Genomic DNA, 17,509 nt, shown 5'->3' on the forward strand with positions numbered 1-17,509 from the left:
ACCGCGGCCCAGGCCATTTCGAACCATCCCCCTGGCTGCCCGTGCGCTGGGCCGAACACCAGCTCAAAGAATTCGATGCAGCACCAGTGCTGGGCTACCTGCACCGCCCGATCAAGGTCTCGATGCAAGACGAAAACGGCCAGCGCCTCAAACCCGCCTTGCAAGCCAAGGCCTTGCAAGCAGGCTGGCTCAAGGCGCTGGACACCTTGCCCGATGGACAAAAACCGGTACGCGTGTTCTACGACACCACCGACAACACCGAAGCGGAAATCGCCCTGACCAACGCCTTGCACAGCCTAAACACCGATGGCCATGGCCTGGACGTGGGCAATGTGGAGGAGGGCTACGACATCGGCCGGCGCCTGGGTAATACCGGCGTCAGCAGCGCGCTGGTGGAAATCAACCTGGCCACCATCGCCAGCTACCTCGATGGCGGCGCCAGTGCCGTGGTGTACGCCGGCAGCGACGGTAGCCTCAGCGTACAGATGATCAGCCCGCCCACTGAGGCCCGCAAGGCGAAGAATGAGCAGAACCGCGGCGCTGATCCGTTCATCTATGGCCTCCCCGGTAACGGACCACCCCCGGCATGAGGGCTCCAATCTGCCTGGGGGACCCCACCAGCAGCGGCGGCAGCGTGATCTCATGCCAACTGGCTGGGACCCACACCGTCAATGGTAAAACGCCAGCGGTGTTGGGCGACAAGGCCAGTTGCCCGCTTCACGGCGGGGTGTTCGCTTTCATTGAGGGGTATCCGAGCCGTCGCCTCAACGGTAAGCCTACGGTGCTGCAAGGCCATCGGCTGGCATGTGGATGTCAGGGTGTGGCCAGCCATGCGCTGAATGTGAGTGTGGCGTAGATGATGGAGCACAGGACTTGACATGGCATTTCGCAGCCTGAAGCCCGCCCTGGCTTGGGGCATTGTAGTGTTTGTCGGCTGGTTGGTGATCTTTAGCATGTGCTGGCGAGATGGCACCCAGGCCTATGAAAGGGCTAAGAGTGCCGCCTATGAAAAAGAAATGGCGGCAAAAATTGCTGAACAGCAGGCCATCCAGGGTCGGAGCTACGCCTTGGAGATTCGAGGAGTGGGGCTTGGATTGCACCGAGACGGCCAGTCCGAAATCTGGCGGTTCATTCGAAAGAAGAACGACAACTTTGCCTCAATCTACTCGCAGCATGCGCAAGACTATAATCCGTCATTGGCATCTAGAGAAAGTGCCGCAGACATCATGGTCCGCATCGCATTCAAGAATTCGGCTGGCGAATCAGTGACGTATTGGCCGATTCCGGTATTTGCGCTTGGACCGCCTGATCCCTATGCAAAAGGATATAGAGCAGCAGGCCTGATCAATGAAGGGCGTAATGCTGCGACCTTGGGCGTTACCCAGTTTCTGTGGCAAGACGATGAAAGCACGGACCATGCCCAAGGCATGATTGAACGCCTGTTCACGTTTTTTGACGATAACCCTAAGGTGCCACAGGCCTTGCTCGCAAGCCAAGACGGTGATGTGGCGCGAGACCCCTTTCGTAAACCAGGCACGCCGGGCTTGCAAAGTGGCCATGTGGTTCCAACGATCTACGAAAGCACGACTGGCCTGTTGGTCACGCGCTCGGGCCGGGTGGACCGCTACATTCGCCCGTTCGCCACCCATGACGCCGAGGGCAACCAGAACAAAAATACGGATCTAGGCAAGTTATGGGCCTTTTACTGGGATCGGAATAAAGCCTTCATGGACTGGTATAAGGCAGCCGAGCTTGCTAAAGGCGCTAAAGAGCCGGCGCTTAGGTACACCATGTCCACCGCCTACTGGCAATCTCAACTACCCACCTTGTGGAAAACCATCAACAACCGCGGCCCAGGCCATTTCGAACCATCCCCCTGGCTGCCCGTGCGCTGGGCCGAACACCAGCTCAAAGAATTCGATGCAGCACCAGTGCTGGGCTACCTGCACCGCCCGATCAAGGTCTCGATGCAGGACGAAAACGGCCAGCGCCTCAAACCCGCCTTGCAGGCCAAGGCCTTGCAAGCAGGCTGGCTCAAGGCGCTCGACACCTTGCCCGATGGGCAAAAACCGGTACGCGTGTTCTACGACACCACCGACAACACCGAAGCGGAAATCGCCCTGACCAACGCCTTGCATAACCTTAATACCGATGGTCATGGCCTGGACGTGGGCAATGTGGAGGAGGGCTACGACATCGGCCGGCGCCTGGGCAATACCGGCGTCAGCAGCGCGCTGGTGGAAATCAATCTGGCCACCATCGCCAGTTACCTCGATGGCGGCGCCAGTGCCGTGGTGTATGCCGGCAGTGATGGCAGCCTTAGCGTACAGATGATCAGCCCGCCCACTGAGACCCGCAAGGCGAAGAACGAGCAGAACCGCGGCGCTGATCCGTTCATCTATGGCCTCCCCGGTAACGGACCACCCCCGGCATGAGCGCTCCTATTTGCCTTAGGGACCATACCTTTCAACTCAACGTCTTTGCCTAATACGATGTAAACCGCATCGCTGATCTGGCAGAGCGATTCATCCCCTGCGGGGCTTGCCCGCGATGCAGGCGGTGATGGGCCAGACGCTATCGCGGGCAAGCCCGATCCCACACGGGCTGTGTGAAAACTCGACGATGAACTCGAAGCACGCGTCGCTACATGGATTCCAAGAAAGTCTGTGGGGCAGACAGACCCAGGAATCACGTAGCATTACGTTTTTCCGGTCATGTTTAGATCTCTGTATCGATCCTCAGGGTTTTCACACCGCTTGCACAGGAGGACTGCGCTTGCCTGTAACAGGCCAGTGAGCCTGTGCATGCAACAATGGTTCTGTCTTGAGGCTTTTTGCAAAGATGTTGAAAGGCCCGGCCTTAGGGCCCCATGGAGGGGATGCCTGAACTGTCGCCCTCTGGCCGAATTGGCCATAATCGAGCGCCGAGCCAGGACACGACGTCGTGAACCCTTATCTAGAAGAAGTCATCGACCTTCACGTAGCGATCGAGGCGCTCTTCGCCCGAGGAGAAGGCCAGATCGAGTCGATGGTCGCGCGCTTTCATCCGGCGTTTTCCATGATCACGCCGACAGGCCTTCAGGTCGATCTGCAGGCCGTGGAGCAGCTCTTCACGCAACGCTCAGGAACCCAGCCAGGGTTGACGATCGAACTGACCGACCTGGTGATTCTGGCGCAAGGGCCGGACGGCGCGATGGTCTGCTACCGAGAAACCCATCGACTGCCTGCTCAGGCCGCCAAGACACGCATTTCGACGGCGCTGTTCAGCTTTCAGGAAGGGCGCGTGCTGTGGCGTCACTTGCATGAAACCTGGGCTGCGTAGGGATGGCGACGCCTTGCACGGTCGTGCTCCAGCGCGCCCCTGTCTGCCTTTTCGGCTGCGCTTTGCATGTGGATGCCCTCGCATTTGGCGAGACCCTCGCAAGACGCGGTCTGGGCTGTGGCTACGCTTTCGACACGGGCTCCTGCTCTTGACGCGCTGGCCACCAGCAACCCTGCCTGGATCGATCCGTGGATGATCGGTAGCGGGGCCACTTCCTGAAGGGACGTTGATCCCCATGGGTGGTGGCGAACTGCTAGTTTCTCGTCTACACCTACGAGAGTGTCGCCAGTGACGCTGGCACGTATGCAATGACGGGGAGAGGTCGGTATGCGTGTCCTGGGTACGTTGGCGCTCGCTGTCGTGTTCACAGCATCCGTCGCCGAGGCCAGGCAGAATGCGCTATCTGATGACGAGATAGCGAAGCGGATCATCGCCGAGTCGATCGCTTCCTATGCCGGGTCGTGCGCCTGCCCTTTCAATACGGCTCGAAACGGCAGCGCTTGTGGAAGGCGAAGCGCTTACAGCAGGCCCGGTGGTGACGCACCGATCTGCTACAGGAAAGACGTGACGGCTGACGACATCGCCGATTACAGGACGCGGAGGCTGGACGAGTAAATCAGCAACGTTTCACTCGAACGGCCACATGCTGTGACTGGGCCGAGTGATCTACCTGACAGGAGTGGGGCAATGCCAATGCGCATAAGGCGGGAAGCCTTTCAGAAATTCATGCCACGTCATCGACGCATCGTGGGCGGCACCCTGATGGGAGCCTGGGCCATAGGCGTGCTGGTCGAACCAGGACAGTATCTGTTGGCGCTGTCGATCCCTGGGATTCTCATTTTCTTCAGTGGCTGGCCGGCAGCGTTGTACGAGCTGCCCGATTAGGCCAGGCCGCTCACGGGGGGCGGCATTGTACGTATCGCGCAATGGGGCCGCCACTCAGGGCTTGGTGGATCGATACAGTCCATTGAGGAGCTGACAAGCGGCTTCCGCGTTGCGGCGGTTCGCGAACGTCGGGGCCAGGCGTTGCTTGCCGTGACAATCGTAGATATCGAACGCGCTGTCTGTCACCTGCGCTGGGCGACGTATGTGTCTTGTAAAGGACTCGTTGCGCGGTGGCATGGCCGGGACGACAGCGAACCGGTATGACATGTGTAGGATCTCCTGAAAAAAACGGCGCAAGTATTCCAGTTGTCGATTGGATCCATCAACGACTATCACCTCCAGGGTGCCCGGGCGCGACGAAATGCGTCGTGTGGTGCTCACCACTGATGTCAGTCGATCGGTCCAAGAGGGCTGCCACGATTCCACCCGGCGACTTATGAAAGGGCGAGGGGTGCCGATATCATTGAGGTCATCCGCCCTTGGACACCCGCCCATGCTTCTTGCTTCGTACCCCGCTAACGAAACAGCTCGCGTAGCCTTTCTTCGCAGCTTGGACTTGCTGGATACGCCCGCCGAAGAAACCTTCGACCGGTTCACCCGGGTGTTGGCCGAATTGCTGCACGTGCCGATTGCCTTGGTGTCTTTGGTCGATGCCCAGAGGCAGTGGTTCAAGTCCAAGGTAGGGCTGGATCTCTGCGAAACCAGCCGAGATGTAGCCTTCTGCGCGCACGCATTGCATGTGGAGGACGCTCTCGTCGTCGAGGATGCGCGGGCGGACGTACGCTTCCAGGCAAACCCGCTTGTAGTCGGCGCACCCTATATTCGCTTTTACGCAGGTATTCCCCTGCGTTCCAGTGAAGGCTTTGTGGTAGGGACCTTGTGTGCCATCGATACCCGTCCTCGATCACTGGAGGCGAACGCTCTGGCGGCGATGAAAGACTTGGCGCGTAGCGTCGAGCGTGAGCTATTTTACCGCACCACTGCTGGACAAGCCCGGCTAGCGATCACCGAGGAGCAGCGAGCACGCACGCTCAGCGAAGCCCGGTTTGCAACCATATTCGAGGAAACCCCTACCGGGAAGGCCATCGTCGACCTGCATGGCCGTTTCGAGGCCGTGAATCGCAAGTTTTGCGAAGTCACCGGTTACACGGCTGAAGAGCTGTCTACAAAGACCTTCTCCGATATTACTCATCCAGACGATATCCAGCAGGATATGGCCAGGGTCGCAGACCTGATGCTCGGCCGTTGCAAAAGCTATTCACTTGAGAAACGCTATCTTCGCAAGGAGGGTTCTATTGTATGGGTGAGCCTGAGTGTGGCCATCGTGCGAGACGCGCTCGACATGCCTTTGCACTTCATTGCCGCAGTCTTGGACATCACCTCTCGCAAACACAGCGAGGCGTTGATATTCAGTCACCATGAAGAGCTCGAGCGGCGCGTACAGGAACGGACAGCGGCCCTGGAGCGTAGCCAGGAGACCCTTCAAGCGATTGCTGACAACGTACCGATGCTCATCGCACAGATCGATACTGATCTGCGCTATGTGTTCAACAATGCGCGGTACCAGGAGATCTTCCAGCTTGACCCTTTGTCGCTTCGGGGGCAGCCAGTGCAGACCGTTCTGAAGCCCGAGGTGTTTGAGCAAGTCTTGCCCTGCTTCGAACGTGCCCTGGCGGGTGAGCGCACGACGCGCGACAATATCCGCTACGACGAACAGGATGGCCGAATCTGGCGCGCAACCTATATTCCCGACATCCGAAACGGCGTCGTCATAGGACTCTTTGTCATGTCTCAGGATGTGACCGATCAGAAGCGCACAGAAAAATCGCTGACAGACAAAGCCCTGCTCGACCCTCTGACAGGCCTGCCCAATCGGGCTGCTCTATTGGAAAAAATCACGGACGCCGTGGGCAGTACCAGGCAGGGCCTGGGAGATTTTTCACTTTTCTTCCTCGACCTGGATGGGTTCAAACGGGTCAACGATGAATATGGGCATGACTTTGGGGACGAACTGTTGTGCCAGGTTTCAGAGCGGCTGCGGCAGAAAGTGCGTCAGCACGACACCGTTTGTCGCCTCGGGGGAGATGAATTCGTCATCATCGCCTCCGGCGCGAAGGCTGCCGATGCGTGCGAGCGGATTGCCGGCGCCCTGTGCGATGCCCTGGCTCAGCCGTTCCATCTCAAGGGCCATACCGTTCGGATCGGGACGAGCATAGGCATCGTGATGTGCCCAGCCTATGCACTCACGACGCCCGAACAGGTCATGACGAGCGCCGATGCCGCCATGTACGATGCCAAGCGCAGGGGTCGTAATTGCTATCGCTTTGCGCCTCCTGTGCCCATGCAGGAAGGTCACGGGGCCAGCGGCGCGGCGCCATGATGAACGCGCTGAGGGGCATCGGGTTTGCCATGAGTTTCGGAAGTGTTCCGAAATCGTTTCGGAAAGGGTAGGCATTTTGGCGCTGCCTGAGAGTCGGTCAAGCCCCGCCAGAAACGAAAAAAGCCCTGATTTCTCAGGGCTTTGAAGATGGCGGAAGCGTAGAGATTCGAACTCTAGGATAGTTGCCCATCGACGGTTTTCAAGACCGTTGCCTTAAACCACTCGGCCACGCTTCCGTGTACAGCGGCGGCAATCATACCCGAATGAAACAAGCTGTCAAACTCTCTCTGTCGACCCAGGCAGAGGCTCTGGTATGCTGCCTTCATCCAAATGTTTCAAACCTTGGACCATTCATCACAGGAGCGTCGCCATGCGCGAACAGGATTATGCCGTCAACCACGGCCAGCAGGTCGAGCAGCAGGAAGTCAGCCGCGTCCTGCGCAACACGTACGGCCTGTTGGCCCTCACCCTGGCCTTCAGCGGTGTCATGGCCTTCGTCGCCCAGCAGATGCGCGTCGGCTACCCGAACATCTTCGTCGTGCTGATCGGTTTCTACGGGCTGTTCTTCCTCACCGCCAAGCTGCGTGATTCGGTCTGGGGCCTGGTGTCGACCTTCGCCCTGACCGGTTTCATGGGCTTCATCCTCGGCCCCATCCTCAACCGTTACCTGGGCATGAGCGGGGGCGCCGAGGTCGTCAGCTCCGCGTTCGCCATGACCGCGCTGGTCTTCGGCGGCCTGTCGGCCTACGTGCTGACCACCCGCAAGGACATGAGCTTCCTCAGCGGCTTCATCACCGCCGGCTTCTTCGTCCTGATGGGCGCCGTGATCGCGAGCTTCTTCTTCCAGATCAGCGGCCTGCAACTGGCGATCAGCGCCGGCTTCGTGCTGTTCTCGTCGGTGTGCATCCTGTTCCAGACCAGCGCGATCATCCACGGCGGTGAGCGCAACTACATCATGGCCACCATCAGCCTGTACGTTTCGATCTACAACCTGTTCGTCAGCCTGCTTCAGCTGTTCGGCATCATGGGCAGCGACGACTGAGGCTTGCCGCAGTCCACTGCATGACCCAACGAGGGGGCGCTTGGCGCCCTTTCGTCGTTTGTGGGGTGTGTTGCGCCGCAAGGCGTGTGCCTGAGCCGGGCCTCGCTCAAGCTACCGGTCTGGATGGGTCGTCCGATTTTCCCTACCCCAATGGCCCCGCTGGCCGTAGAATGCGCGCCTCTTTTCCACGGGCAGAGTTATCCATGAGTTCCATCGAGCGCAGGTCAGCCACCGGTTCGCACCCCCACGACAACGATGAACTGGTGCTCGGGCTGGACGACAAGCCCAGGCCGCTGATCGGGCTGCTGGCAGCGTTGCAGCATTTGCTGGCGATCATCGTGCCGATCGTGACGCCAGGCCTGCTCATTTGTCAGGCGCTCGGCGTGCCCGCGCGCGACACCAACCTGATCGTCTCGATGTCGCTGATCATTTCGGGTATCGCCACCTTCGTGCAATGCCGACGCTTCGGGCCGTTCGGCGCCGGCTTGTTGATCGTGCAGGGCACCAGCTTCAACTTCGTCGGCCCGCTGATCGCCGGAGGCGCGCTGATGGTCAAGCAAGGCACGCCAGTGGAAGGCGTGATGGCGGCGATCTTCGGTGTAGTGATCGCGGGCTCCTTCATCGAAATGGGCGTGTCGCGCATCCTGCCGTTCATCAAGCGGCTGATCACGCCGCTGGTGACCGGCATCGTGGTGCTGATGATCGGGCTGACGCTGATCAAGGTAGGGCTCATCAGCATGGGGGGTGGCTTCACCGCCATGGGCAACGGCACCTTCGCCAACGGCGAGAACCTGCTGCTGTCCGGCACCGTGCTGGCGATCATCGTCGTGCTCAACCGCGTGCCGGTGGTCTGGATGCGCAGCTGCGCCATCGTCATCGCGCTCGCTGCGGGTTATGCGCTGGCTGGCTACCTGGGCCGGCTGGATTTCACCGGCATGCACGAAGCGGCCTGGGTCCAGATACCGATGCCATTGCACTTCGGGCTGGGCTTCTCCTGGGCGCTGTTCATCCCGATGCTGGTGATCTACCTGGTCACGTCCCTCGAAGCCATTGGCGACGTGACGGCGACGAGCAAGGTCTCGCGCCAGCCGGTGGACGGGCCGATCTGGATGCAGCGAATCAAGGGCGGCGTGCTCGTCAACGGTGCCAACTCGTTGCTGGCCGGTCTGTTCAACACCTTTCCCAGTTCGATCTTCGCCCAGAACAACGGGGTGATCCAACTGACCGGGATCGCCAGCCGCCACGTCGGCCTGTGGATCGCCGCGATGCTGGTGCTGTTGGGGCTGTTCCCCAGTGTGGCCGGGGTCATCCAGGCGGTGCCGGAGCCGGTACTGGGTGGCGCTGCCATGGTCATGTTCGGTGCAGTCGCAGCCTCGGGCATCAACATCCTGGCCAGCCTGTCGCTGGACCGGCGTGCACTGCTGATCATCGCCGTCTCGCTGGCGTTGGGCCTGGGCGTGGCGCAGGTGCCGGAGTTCCTCGCGCACATGCCGTCGGCCTTGCGTGACGTGCTCGAGTCCGGTGTCGCCACAGGGGGGCTGTGCGCGGTGATCCTCAACTGGTTCCTGCCTGAAACCGCCCCGCGTACGTGATCGCAGGCCGGCTAATGTCCCGTCCAGCACCTGCACACGCCTGAAGTGTGGCGGGGCGGACTCTCGTTGTTCAGGTTGGTTCAACCGGCTGTCCGAATTTCTCGCCAAACGTAGGCTTTGTCAGTGGCCTGTCACGTGGCTTGCGCTACTGTGTGGAGTATTGGCAAGACCTCTACAACGAAAGTCGCAGGAGCGCTGGCATGAGAATTCGCGGAGACCTCTTCTGGTCGTGGGCCGATGCAACGCTCCACCATCGAACGCATCCGGAAACCCTCACCGACGGCACCACCATCGATGTCCAGGTACGGTTGTCGCGTAGCGGCGTCACGCAGGTGTTCATGGGGATCTATGCCGCCTCGGGCATGGCGCTGCATGAAGAGGCGCATGACGAGCGCCCCGGCGAGTCGATGACGCGCGCGCTGGCCAATGGGGTCGCCAAGGCGCGCCAATTGGCCTTGCAGCACACCTGCGCCGGCCCGGTGCGGGTGAACCAGTCGACGCCACTGGCACTCCAAGGCTTCGTATCCCTTGGAGGCTGAGCACCATGGACAAGCAGACCGGCAGTACCGACCCGCAACGTAAACCTGGCGAAGTCGAGCGTGACAACGACGCTTCGCGCTCCGGCACCAGCGAGTCGGACGACGGCAAGACCACTGCGCAACAAACAGGTCGCCGCGAAGGCGACAAGCCCGAACGCACCTGAGCCTCGGCAGGCCTTCCTGCCTTTCCCGCACCCTCGAAAGCACTTCTCTGCCCCTGACCGGGGTAGGGCAGTGCCGTTTGCCCATTACGCGAAAAACCGGCATCAGGACGAACGCATCGCTCGCATCTGATATGGTTTTTTCGGTCAGACCTGGATCTGTAACCGTATCAGTTGGCGCGGGATAATGACCCTACACCGAACATGGCCGATCACGGGCTGTACCTGATCCGCACATGGCTCGGCCCCCTTCGTTTCGACACACTTGTAGAGGTCACCATGGGCAAGCTTGCGCTGTTTCTCGGCGGTTTTCTGATCCTGACACTGTTGATCGGCCTGCTGGGCACGATTCCGCCCGGTTAAGTACAGGCCAGGCGATTGCGTACCTGTGCGACAGAAGCGTCAAGCAATTCACTCGAACCCTGTGCGACAAGTCGTTCATTTGATTGAGATCTATCCACAGAAAACGTGGGTAGGTCTGTGGATAACGCACTGCAAGCTAAGTCCCATGCGGCTTCTGTCGGTTTGAACAGAATTTGACCAATCGCATAGCGCTCACCAGGGCAGGTGCGGGGCGCTTTTCCTCATGCCCGGTCGGCCGATGGCATCCCTACAGGATCGACTCCGTCGCCTGGCGGGCACGTTCGGTACGGTTCCGGCCCAAGGCCTTGGCGCGGTACAGGGCATGGTCCGCCTGGTCCAGCAACTGATCCAGCGTGGGCGATACCTCGCCCACTGCACACCCGTCGTAGCCGATGCTCACCGTGATGTGCAACTGCTTGCCTGCATGATGCACGGGCATGGCGCGCACCGTGCGCAACAGGCGCTCGGCGGTGAACCTGGCCTGTTCCGGCGACAGGCCGGGCAAGGCGATGACGAACTCTTCGCCGCCGAGCCGGGCCAGGATGTCCTGCTCACGCAATTGTTCCCGGAGCACCTGCGCGAACAGCCTGAGGACGCAATCGCCGGCCGCATGCCCGTGTTGATCGTTGATCGATTTGAAATGGTCGATGTCCAGCATCATCAGCGTGATCGGCGAGGCATGGGCGTGACGCTGGCGCTCCTCGAGCAGGCGAGTGGCACGCTCGGTGAAAGCGCTGCGTGACAAAGCGCCAGTGAGGTGGTCCAAGGTCGCCTGCCGTTGCAGGCGCGCGAGCAGGCCCCGGTTGGCATGGCTGACGCATGCCACCACCAGAGGTCCCAGCACCAGCATGGCAATGCCCAGGCGCGCGGACACCAGTGTGTTGACCGCTGCCTCGCGCCCAGGGTAACCGTAGTGCAGCAGCGCCTGAGCCACCGCGATGATCAGGGTGCTGCCCGCCACCAGGGTCAGCAGTGCCACCAGAAAGGGTGAGTAGATCAGGGCGCACCACAGCAGCGCGGCGATCGGAAAAGCGATCGCGCCAGGCCCACCGACCAGAATGGCGACCGCCAGGGACGCCAGGAGCAAGGCCAGGGGCATCAGGCGTACCGGGGCGGTGTCCGCCCGACGCGTCCAGCGGCCGGTGGGGCAGGTGAGCAGCGCCGGCATCAACAGGATGGCCGTGGAGAATTGTTCGCTGAACCAGTCCAGCCAGGTGCTGCGCAACGGCTGGTCGAACCAGGCGATGGCCGAGACGCAAGCCAGGGTGGCCGCCACCGCTGCCGCTGCTGCACTGGCGCTACAGAGGTTGAGCACGGCATAGGGCGTCCCCAGCTTGCGGTGCGCACGGGCCACGCGTGCCAGGATGGCCCAGCCGGTCAGGACCGCACCCAGGTTGCACAGGTTGTACCAGACGGCGGGCAGCCACTGACTGCCGTACGCCAGGTCGGCGCTGACCATGGCTGCGTACATCAGCGTGAAACCCAGGAACGTGGCCGGCCGCGGATAGCGCAGCAGCACCCCGATCAGCACGGCGTTCACGGGCCAGAACAATGACAACGCCTCGATGGGACGGGCGAGGATGCCCGCCAGCGTGAGGACGAACGTCAGCGCCGTAAGGGCCGGGTAGGGAAGCAGGCGTGAGAGGGCTGGAGGCACCATGGACGTGTCCGGCAAACGAAAGTCCGCGCCCAGGCCTCGTGGGCGGGCGCTTGGGACGGCGTGCAGGGGAGTGTGTGCAACCTCTTGACTGATGTCAATTGGATATTATTGATGGATGACCCCACGCGTCACGGGCTCATGCCTGTCTCGAAGGGGAACAGCCAAGGCACCATTAGAACCGTCACCAGCATCACCAGCAGCGTGAACGGGACGCCCAGCTTGACGAAATCGACGAAGCGGTAACCGCCTGGTCCCATCACCAGGGTATTGACCGGGGAAGAGACCGGCGTCATGAAGGCGGCCGAGGCCGCCAGCGCCACGGTCATCGCAAATGGCTGCGGCGCCAGCCCGAGCGTCGTCGCCAGGCTGACGGCGACCGGCGCCATCAGCACGGCGGTCGCGGTGTTGGAAATGAACAGGCCGATGGTCGCGGTCAGCGCGAACAGGCAGGCCAGCAGCACGCGAGGGCTGGCATCGCCCAGCACCCCGACCAGGCCCGCGACGGCCAGGTCGATGCCGCCGGTGGTCTGCAGGGCAGTGGCGAAGGGCAGCAGGCCGACGATCAGGATCAGGCTGGGCCAGTGAATCGCCCGGTAGGCACTGTTCAGGTCGATGCAGCGTCCGGCGCCCATCAGCAGGCAACCGATCAACGCGGCCAGCACGTTGGGCACCAGTCCGCTGACCATCAACGCCACCATCACCGCCAGGCTGAGCAGCGCCTGGGGCGCCCGTGCGCGGGCAGGGGCCACCTGCTCGATCTCGGCGGGCAGGCCCAGCACCAGAAAGTCCTCGGGCTGGGCCTGGAGCCGTCGGATCGCTTTCCAGGGGCCGACCACCAGCAGGGTGTCGCCCATGCGCAGGGGGCGCTCGACCAGGTGCTCGGTGAGCGCTGCCTGTTCGCGCCGCAGGCCGGTCACGTGCAATCCGAAGCGGCTGCGAAAACCCAGGCTCAGCACGCTGTGGTCGATCAGGCACGAGCCGGGCGGCAGGAGTACCTCGGCCATGCCGATGTCCTGGGACTGGTCGATGAAATAGGCGGCCTTGAACCGTAGCGGTTCGAGGTGCTGGGTCTGGCACAACGTGGCCAGGGCGTCGGGTGCACCGAACAGGTCCAGCAGCAGGACATCGCCCGGTTCGATGCGGGTCGTGGCCTCGGCGGCCTTGATCCGCGTGGTCAGGTGCTGCTGACGCTCGATGCCGATCACGTTGGCGCCATGGCGGGTGCGCAACTGCAACTCGCCGAGGGTATGCCCGACCAGGGGAGAGGCCGGTGCGACCCGCAAGCGACGCTCACGGCCGCTCAGGGCGTAGTCGCGTACCAGGTCGAGCAGGGTCCGGGTGCCAGGTGCGCGCTGGGCAGCGGGCTCGGGCACCCGCAGAAAGCGGCGTGCCCAGAGCAGGTAGCCGATACCGAGCAGCAGGATCACCAGCCCGAACGGCGTGATGCTGAAAAAGCCGAACCCTGCCTGGCCCTGGCGCACCAGTTCGCTGTGCACCACCACGTTCGGCGGGGTCGCCACCAGGCTGAGCATGCCGCTGATCAGGCCTGCGAAGCTCAGCGGCATCATCAGCCGGCCGGGTGCAAGCCCGAGCCGTGCGCACAGGCTCAGGACCACGGGGATGAAAAGTGCGACCACCCCCGTCGAACTCATCACCGACCCCAAGCCGGCCACGGCCAGCATCAGCAGCGTCAACAGGCGAGCCTCACTGCGCCCGGCTCGCTCGCTCAGCCAGACCCCGATCCGGTAGGCCACGCCCGTCCTGACCAGGCCCTCGCCGATCACGAACAGCGCGGCGATCAGCACCACGTTCGGGTCGCCGAAGCCGGCCAGGGTCTGCTCGACGCTCAGCACACCGGTCAAGGGCAAGGCCAGCATCGCCAGCAGCGCGACCACGTCCATGCGCGGTCGGTTGATCAGGAACAGGCCGATCATGACCACCAGCAGACCCAGCACGCTCAACAATGGGTGATTCATCGACACGGGTGACCTTGAGCACCGGCGACCGGCAATGCTGTGCAGTGTGGCGGTTCGCGGCGGCCCTGGCATTGACGCAGTGCAACGGATCGGGCGCGAGCCACACGGTGCGTGAGGTGGTTCTGGCCTTCGTCAGGCCAGGTAGCCCCCGTCGACGTTCAGCACCGCGCCGGTGGTGTAGCTGGACGCTTCGCTGGCCAGGTACAGCACGGCGCCGGCCATCTCGCGCGGGGCGGCCACCCGCTTGAGCGGAACGCGCCGCAAGACCTCGTCGAGGATGGCCGGGCTCTTGACCAGCGCCGACGCGAAGCGCGTGTCGGTGAGGCCTGGCAGCAGTGCGTTGCAGCGGATGCCCAGCCCGGCACATTCGGTGGCGAAGACCTTGGTCATGTTGATCACTGCCGCCTTGGTCATGGAATAGACGCCCTGAAGAGCGCCTGGCGAAACGCCGTTGATCGAGGCGACGTTGATGATGCTGCCGCCGCCCTGCTCACGCATCAGCTTGCCGGCCTCCACGGACATGAAGAAATACCCGCGGATGTTGACGTCCACGGTCTTCTGGAATGCACCGAGGTCGGTGTCGAGCACATGGCACATCTGAGGGTTGGTGGCGGCGTTGTTGACCAGGATGTCGAGCCGGCCGAAGCGCTCGCGCACCTGGGCCATCGCCTGGCGGATCTGCTCGGGTTCGCCGATGTGGCAGGCCAGGGCCGAAGCGCGACCCCCGGCCGCCACGATGGCTTCGGCGACCTGGGTGCAGGCGTCCAGGCGCCGGCTGGAAACGATGACCTCGGCGCCCTGTGCCGCCAGCAGGTGGGCGATGGCCTCGCCGATGCCGCGGCTGGCCCCGGACACCAGGGCGATCTTGCCCTCCAGGTCGAACAGCGTGGTTCTGGGCATACGTGCCTCCTCGTTGACGTCGCCCAGAGTCTAGACGGGCGTACACCGATAGCCACCCGAAGGTCCGTGTCCGGTCGTCATCTGCTACGATCACCCCAGGCTGCAGCGGGTCTATGGTGCATACTCCGAAGCGAGACGAAAAATCGAATGGATCGTAACCGTGACAAGGGCCTGTCCACTCGCAACCAGGTGATTCGTCGGCTGATGCTGGCGTTTTCCGGCCTGCTGGTCGTGATGCTGCTGGTCATGCTGACGTCGTTGTACCGGCTGGCCGGCTCGCTGGACGAGCGTGAAGCCCACGTCAGTCGCTTCCACATCGAATCCACCTTGGCCCAGCTGGAAAAGGCCGAGCGCTCCTACATCACCGGCCATGCCCTCTGGCAGGCGGCCTACGATCACCTGTCGCGTACCGTGAACACGCAGTGGGCCTTCGACGAAGACAACATTGGCGCGACGCTCTACAGCGAGGACGGTTATGAAGGGGTGTACGTGCTGGACGACGCCGGGACCCGCTATGCCGTCGTCGACGGGCAGCTGAGCGGCGACGGCCTGTCCCAGCGCAGCACCCAGGAAGCCACGATCCTGGCAGCGGCCCGCGAGGCAGCCCTCGAGCAGGAGGCAACGACGGGTTACCTGCTGTACGAAGGGCGCCCCGCACTGTTCACCGCCGCGGTGATCCGCCCGCCGACCCCGGCCGACGCCTTGCCATCGCCGAACACCGTGCTGGCCTTCATTCGCGTCCTGGATGACGACCTGCTGGCCATGCTCGGTCGTTCGGCCGGTCTCGAAGGCGTTTCGCTGGCCACGCGCGCGCCGCATGGGCCGGCTGCCGACAGCCTGCCGCTGCCCGGCAGCGGTCAGTGGCTGACCTGGCAGGTCGCCCAGCCTGGCAAGGCGCTCCTGCATGCCGTGGGTATCCCGCTGATCCTGGCGACCCTGCTCATTGCCCTGATCGTCGCGGTCCTGGGTCGATATGCCCTGCGCGTCAGCGCCAGCATCGATCGTGGGCAGCAGCGTCTGGCGGCGTCGAAGGCGGCCCTGCAAACCAGCGAAGCGCGCTTCAAGGCCATCGCCGAGTCCGCGTCCGACTGGATCTGGGAGACCGACCCGAGCCTGCGGCTGATCTACCTGTCCAGCCGGTTCACCGAGTTGACCGGCCTGGAGACCAGCCACTGGCTGGGCCGGCCGATCACCGACCTGCTCGACTGCTGCACGGGCGAGCTGGACGCCTGGCTGCGTGAACTGGGCAGCTCCGGCGAGCCGGGTGTGCTGCGCTGTGGCTATCGCGATCGCTCTGGGGCGCAGCGTATCTGCCGGATCTCGGCACGGGCCATTCTCGCCGCCGATCAGTGCCAGGGGTTTCGTGGGACGACCACTGACATCACCGATCAAGTCGCAGCCCACGCGCAGATCCAGCACCTGTCCCTGCACGATGCGCTCACCAACCTGCCCAACCGTAACAAGCTGTACCGCCATCTCGAGCACCTGGCGCACAACGAGCCACCCGAGCTGGCCGTGGTGATGCTGGACCTGGAGCAGTTCAAGCTCATCAATGAAGGCATCGGTCACCCTGCCGGGGATGCGGTGCTGCTGGAAGTGACCGAGCGCCTGGTGCAGGCGACCCGTGACGGTGACCTCATCGCCCGGCTCGACGGTGACGAGTTCGTCATCGTGCTGGTCAAGCCAGGCCAGCGGCCAGAGCTGGACCGCTTCTGCACGCGGATCATCGACAGTGTGCGCCAACCGATCCAGTTCGAGGGTCGAACCGTGCAGGTCGGTGTCAGCGTGGGGGTGGCGCTGTCGAGCGAACAGGGCGGCACGCCCCTGGAGCTGCTGCGCTACGCCGACATTGCCCTGGACACCGCCAAGCGCGAAGGCCACAACACCTGGCGCTACTTTTCCAGCGCCATGAGCACCGCCTTGCTGGACAAGCGCCTCCTGCAGCAAGAGCTGCGCGACGCGATCCTGCACGGCCAGTTGCGCCTGCATTACCAACCGCGCTTTCGCGTGGATGGCGTCACGATCGCCGCGGCCGAGGCCCTGGTACGTTGGCAGCATCCGGTGCGCGGCCTGCAGGCGCCCGATGCGTTCATCCCGCTGGCCGAGGAGTCGGACCTGATCGTGTTGCTGGGCAACTGGGTGATGCACGAGGCCTGCGAACGTGCCCGCGCCTGGCCGCTCGAGATCACGGTCTCGGTGAACCTGTCGCCTGCGCAGTTCAGCCGCAGTGACGTGGTGCGGGACGTCCATGACGTGCTCATGGCGACCGGGCTGCCGGCCCGCCGACTGGAGCTGGAGATTACCGAGAACGTGATGCTCAACGACGTCGAAGGGGCGCTCCATACCATGCAGGCGCTCAAGGAGCTGGGTGTGCGCCTGAACATGGACGATTTCGGGACGGGGTATTCGTCGTTGGGCTACCTGCGTACCTACCCCTTCGACGGCATCAAGATCGACAAGCGCTTCACGCAGGCGCTGGGCAAGAGCGACAGCGACCGCTGCGTGGTGCAGGCGATCATCAACCTGGGCAACGCCATGGGCATGACCGTCACCGCCGAGGGCGTGGAAACGCCCGAGCAGCTGGCATTGCTGATCGAGGACCAGTGTCATGAAGTGCAGGGGTACCTGCTGAGCCGACCGATCGAGAACGAAGCGTTGGTGCGGCTGATGTCGCAGTGAGCGGCAGAGAC

The 17,509-nt window shown here is 62.8% G+C and carries 14 protein-coding genes, 1 tRNA gene and 1 pseudogene; 12 read left to right on the top strand and 4 right to left on the bottom strand.

Translation table 11 applies throughout. From position 1 onward, the window contains the following. From G7Z99_RS18430 to G7Z99_RS18455, 6 genes and pseudogenes are all read left to right on the top strand, one after another. Positions 1–590 (top strand): annotated as a pseudogene (locus G7Z99_RS18430) (DUF2875 family protein); the annotation flags it as partial. After that, positions 587–856: a PAAR domain-containing protein gene (locus tag G7Z99_RS18435; RefSeq protein ID WP_181096346.1), complete on the top strand. Its 270-nt coding sequence runs from the start codon at positions 587–589 to the stop codon at positions 854–856. The pseudogene G7Z99_RS18430 and the gene G7Z99_RS18435, both read left to right, overlap by 4 nt. 22 nt (positions 857–878) lie before the next feature. Further along, positions 879–2,435, top strand: a complete 1,557-nt coding sequence (locus G7Z99_RS18440) for a type VI lipase adapter Tla3 domain-containing protein (RefSeq protein ID WP_181096348.1) — start codon at positions 879–881, stop codon at positions 2,433–2,435. A 508-nt stretch (positions 2,436–2,943) separates the two neighbouring features. Then, positions 2,944–3,321, top strand: coding sequence for a DUF4440 domain-containing protein (locus tag G7Z99_RS18445; RefSeq protein WP_181096350.1), 378 nt, complete (start codon positions 2,944–2,946; stop codon positions 3,319–3,321). A gap of 687 nt (positions 3,322–4,008) precedes the next feature. Continuing rightward, the gene (locus tag G7Z99_RS18450; RefSeq protein ID WP_181096352.1) at positions 4,009–4,206 is read left to right on the top strand and encodes a hypothetical protein; all 198 of its coding nucleotides are present in this window, start codon (positions 4,009–4,011) and stop codon (positions 4,204–4,206) included. A gap of 493 nt (positions 4,207–4,699) precedes the next feature. Next, positions 4,700–6,586, top strand: coding sequence for a sensor domain-containing diguanylate cyclase (locus tag G7Z99_RS18455; protein ID WP_181096362.1), 1,887 nt, complete (start codon positions 4,700–4,702; stop codon positions 6,584–6,586). Positions 6,587–6,734: 148 nt separating this feature from the next. Here the strand turns inward: G7Z99_RS18455 and G7Z99_RS18460 are convergent. Further along, positions 6,735–6,822 (bottom strand) — tRNA-Ser (locus G7Z99_RS18460). Positions 6,823–6,956: 134 nt separating this feature from the next. Between G7Z99_RS18460 and G7Z99_RS18465 the strand changes: the two genes are divergently transcribed. The 5 genes from G7Z99_RS18465 to G7Z99_RS18485 all read left to right on the top strand — a co-directional run bounded on the left by G7Z99_RS18465 (position 6,957) and on the right by G7Z99_RS18485 (position 10,283). Further along, on the top strand, positions 6,957–7,628 hold the full coding sequence (locus tag G7Z99_RS18465) for a Bax inhibitor-1/YccA family protein (protein ID WP_181096364.1): 672 nt from the start codon (positions 6,957–6,959) through the stop codon (positions 7,626–7,628). 203 nt (positions 7,629–7,831) lie between these two features. Then, a complete protein-coding gene (locus G7Z99_RS18470; RefSeq protein WP_181096366.1) occupies positions 7,832–9,220 on the top strand; it encodes a nucleobase:cation symporter-2 family protein in 1,389 nt (462 codons plus the stop codon). A 200-nt stretch (positions 9,221–9,420) separates the two neighbouring features. Next, the gene (locus G7Z99_RS18475) at positions 9,421–9,759 is read left to right on the top strand and encodes a hypothetical protein (RefSeq protein WP_258197082.1); all 339 of its coding nucleotides are present in this window, start codon (positions 9,421–9,423) and stop codon (positions 9,757–9,759) included. A gap of 5 nt (positions 9,760–9,764) precedes the next feature. Further along, the gene (locus tag G7Z99_RS18480; protein ID WP_181096368.1) at positions 9,765–9,923 is read left to right on the top strand and encodes a hypothetical protein; all 159 of its coding nucleotides are present in this window, start codon (positions 9,765–9,767) and stop codon (positions 9,921–9,923) included. 201 nt (positions 9,924–10,124) lie between these two features. Next, complete coding sequence (locus G7Z99_RS18485) at positions 10,125–10,283, top strand: hypothetical protein (RefSeq protein WP_181096370.1); 159 nt, start codon at positions 10,125–10,127, stop codon at positions 10,281–10,283. 247 nt (positions 10,284–10,530) lie between these two features. On the opposite strand, the gene G7Z99_RS18490 is transcribed toward G7Z99_RS18485, so the two are convergent. From G7Z99_RS18490 to G7Z99_RS18500, 3 genes are all read right to left on the bottom strand, one after another. Continuing rightward, on the bottom strand, positions 10,531–11,958 hold the full coding sequence (locus G7Z99_RS18490) for a GGDEF domain-containing protein (RefSeq protein WP_181096378.1): 1,428 nt from the start codon (positions 11,956–11,958) through the stop codon (positions 10,531–10,533). A 113-nt stretch (positions 11,959–12,071) separates the two neighbouring features. Beyond that, positions 12,072–13,919 carry an SLC13 family permease gene (locus G7Z99_RS18495; protein WP_181096380.1) on the bottom strand — a complete coding sequence of 616 codons (1,848 nt, stop codon included), beginning with the start codon at positions 13,917–13,919 and terminating at the stop codon, positions 12,072–12,074. A 132-nt stretch (positions 13,920–14,051) separates the two neighbouring features. Next, the gene (locus G7Z99_RS18500) at positions 14,052–14,819 is read right to left on the bottom strand and encodes an SDR family oxidoreductase (protein ID WP_181096382.1); all 768 of its coding nucleotides are present in this window, start codon (positions 14,817–14,819) and stop codon (positions 14,052–14,054) included. Between the two features lie 147 nt (positions 14,820–14,966). Between G7Z99_RS18500 and G7Z99_RS18505 the strand changes: the two genes are divergently transcribed. Continuing rightward, positions 14,967–17,498, top strand: coding sequence for a bifunctional diguanylate cyclase/phosphodiesterase (locus tag G7Z99_RS18505; RefSeq protein ID WP_181096384.1), 2,532 nt, complete (start codon positions 14,967–14,969; stop codon positions 17,496–17,498). Positions 17,499–17,509: the final 11 nt, after the last annotated feature.

Origin of the sequence: Pseudomonas entomophila, from assembly GCF_013523165.1 — a bacterium.
Taxonomy (GTDB): domain Bacteria; phylum Pseudomonadota; class Gammaproteobacteria; order Pseudomonadales; family Pseudomonadaceae; genus Aquipseudomonas; species Aquipseudomonas entomophila_A.

Excerpts from the sequence above, each read along its gene's own strand:
- G7Z99_RS18455 (WP_181096362.1), top strand. The coding sequence starts at position 4,700 with ATGCTTCTTGCTTCGTACCCCGCTAACGAAACAGCTCGCGTAGCCTTT.
- G7Z99_RS18495 (WP_181096380.1), bottom strand. The coding sequence starts at position 13,919 with ATGAATCACCCATTGTTGAGCGTGCTGGGTCTGCTGGTGGTCATGATC.
- G7Z99_RS18470 (WP_181096366.1), top strand. The coding sequence starts at position 7,832 with ATGAGTTCCATCGAGCGCAGGTCAGCCACCGGTTCGCACCCCCACGAC.
- G7Z99_RS18485 (WP_181096370.1), top strand. The coding sequence starts at position 10,125 with ATGGCCGATCACGGGCTGTACCTGATCCGCACATGGCTCGGCCCCCTT.
- G7Z99_RS18480 (WP_181096368.1), top strand. The coding sequence starts at position 9,765 with ATGGACAAGCAGACCGGCAGTACCGACCCGCAACGTAAACCTGGCGAA.
- G7Z99_RS18505 (WP_181096384.1), top strand. The coding sequence starts at position 14,967 with ATGGATCGTAACCGTGACAAGGGCCTGTCCACTCGCAACCAGGTGATT.
- G7Z99_RS18435 (WP_181096346.1), top strand. The coding sequence starts at position 587 with ATGAGGGCTCCAATCTGCCTGGGGGACCCCACCAGCAGCGGCGGCAGC.
- G7Z99_RS18475 (WP_258197082.1), top strand. The coding sequence starts at position 9,421 with ATGAGAATTCGCGGAGACCTCTTCTGGTCGTGGGCCGATGCAACGCTC.
- G7Z99_RS18450 (WP_181096352.1), top strand. The coding sequence starts at position 4,009 with ATGCCAATGCGCATAAGGCGGGAAGCCTTTCAGAAATTCATGCCACGT.
- G7Z99_RS18465 (WP_181096364.1), top strand. The coding sequence starts at position 6,957 with ATGCGCGAACAGGATTATGCCGTCAACCACGGCCAGCAGGTCGAGCAG.
- G7Z99_RS18440 (WP_181096348.1), top strand. The coding sequence starts at position 879 with ATGGCATTTCGCAGCCTGAAGCCCGCCCTGGCTTGGGGCATTGTAGTG.
- G7Z99_RS18500 (WP_181096382.1), bottom strand. The coding sequence starts at position 14,819 with ATGCCCAGAACCACGCTGTTCGACCTGGAGGGCAAGATCGCCCTGGTG.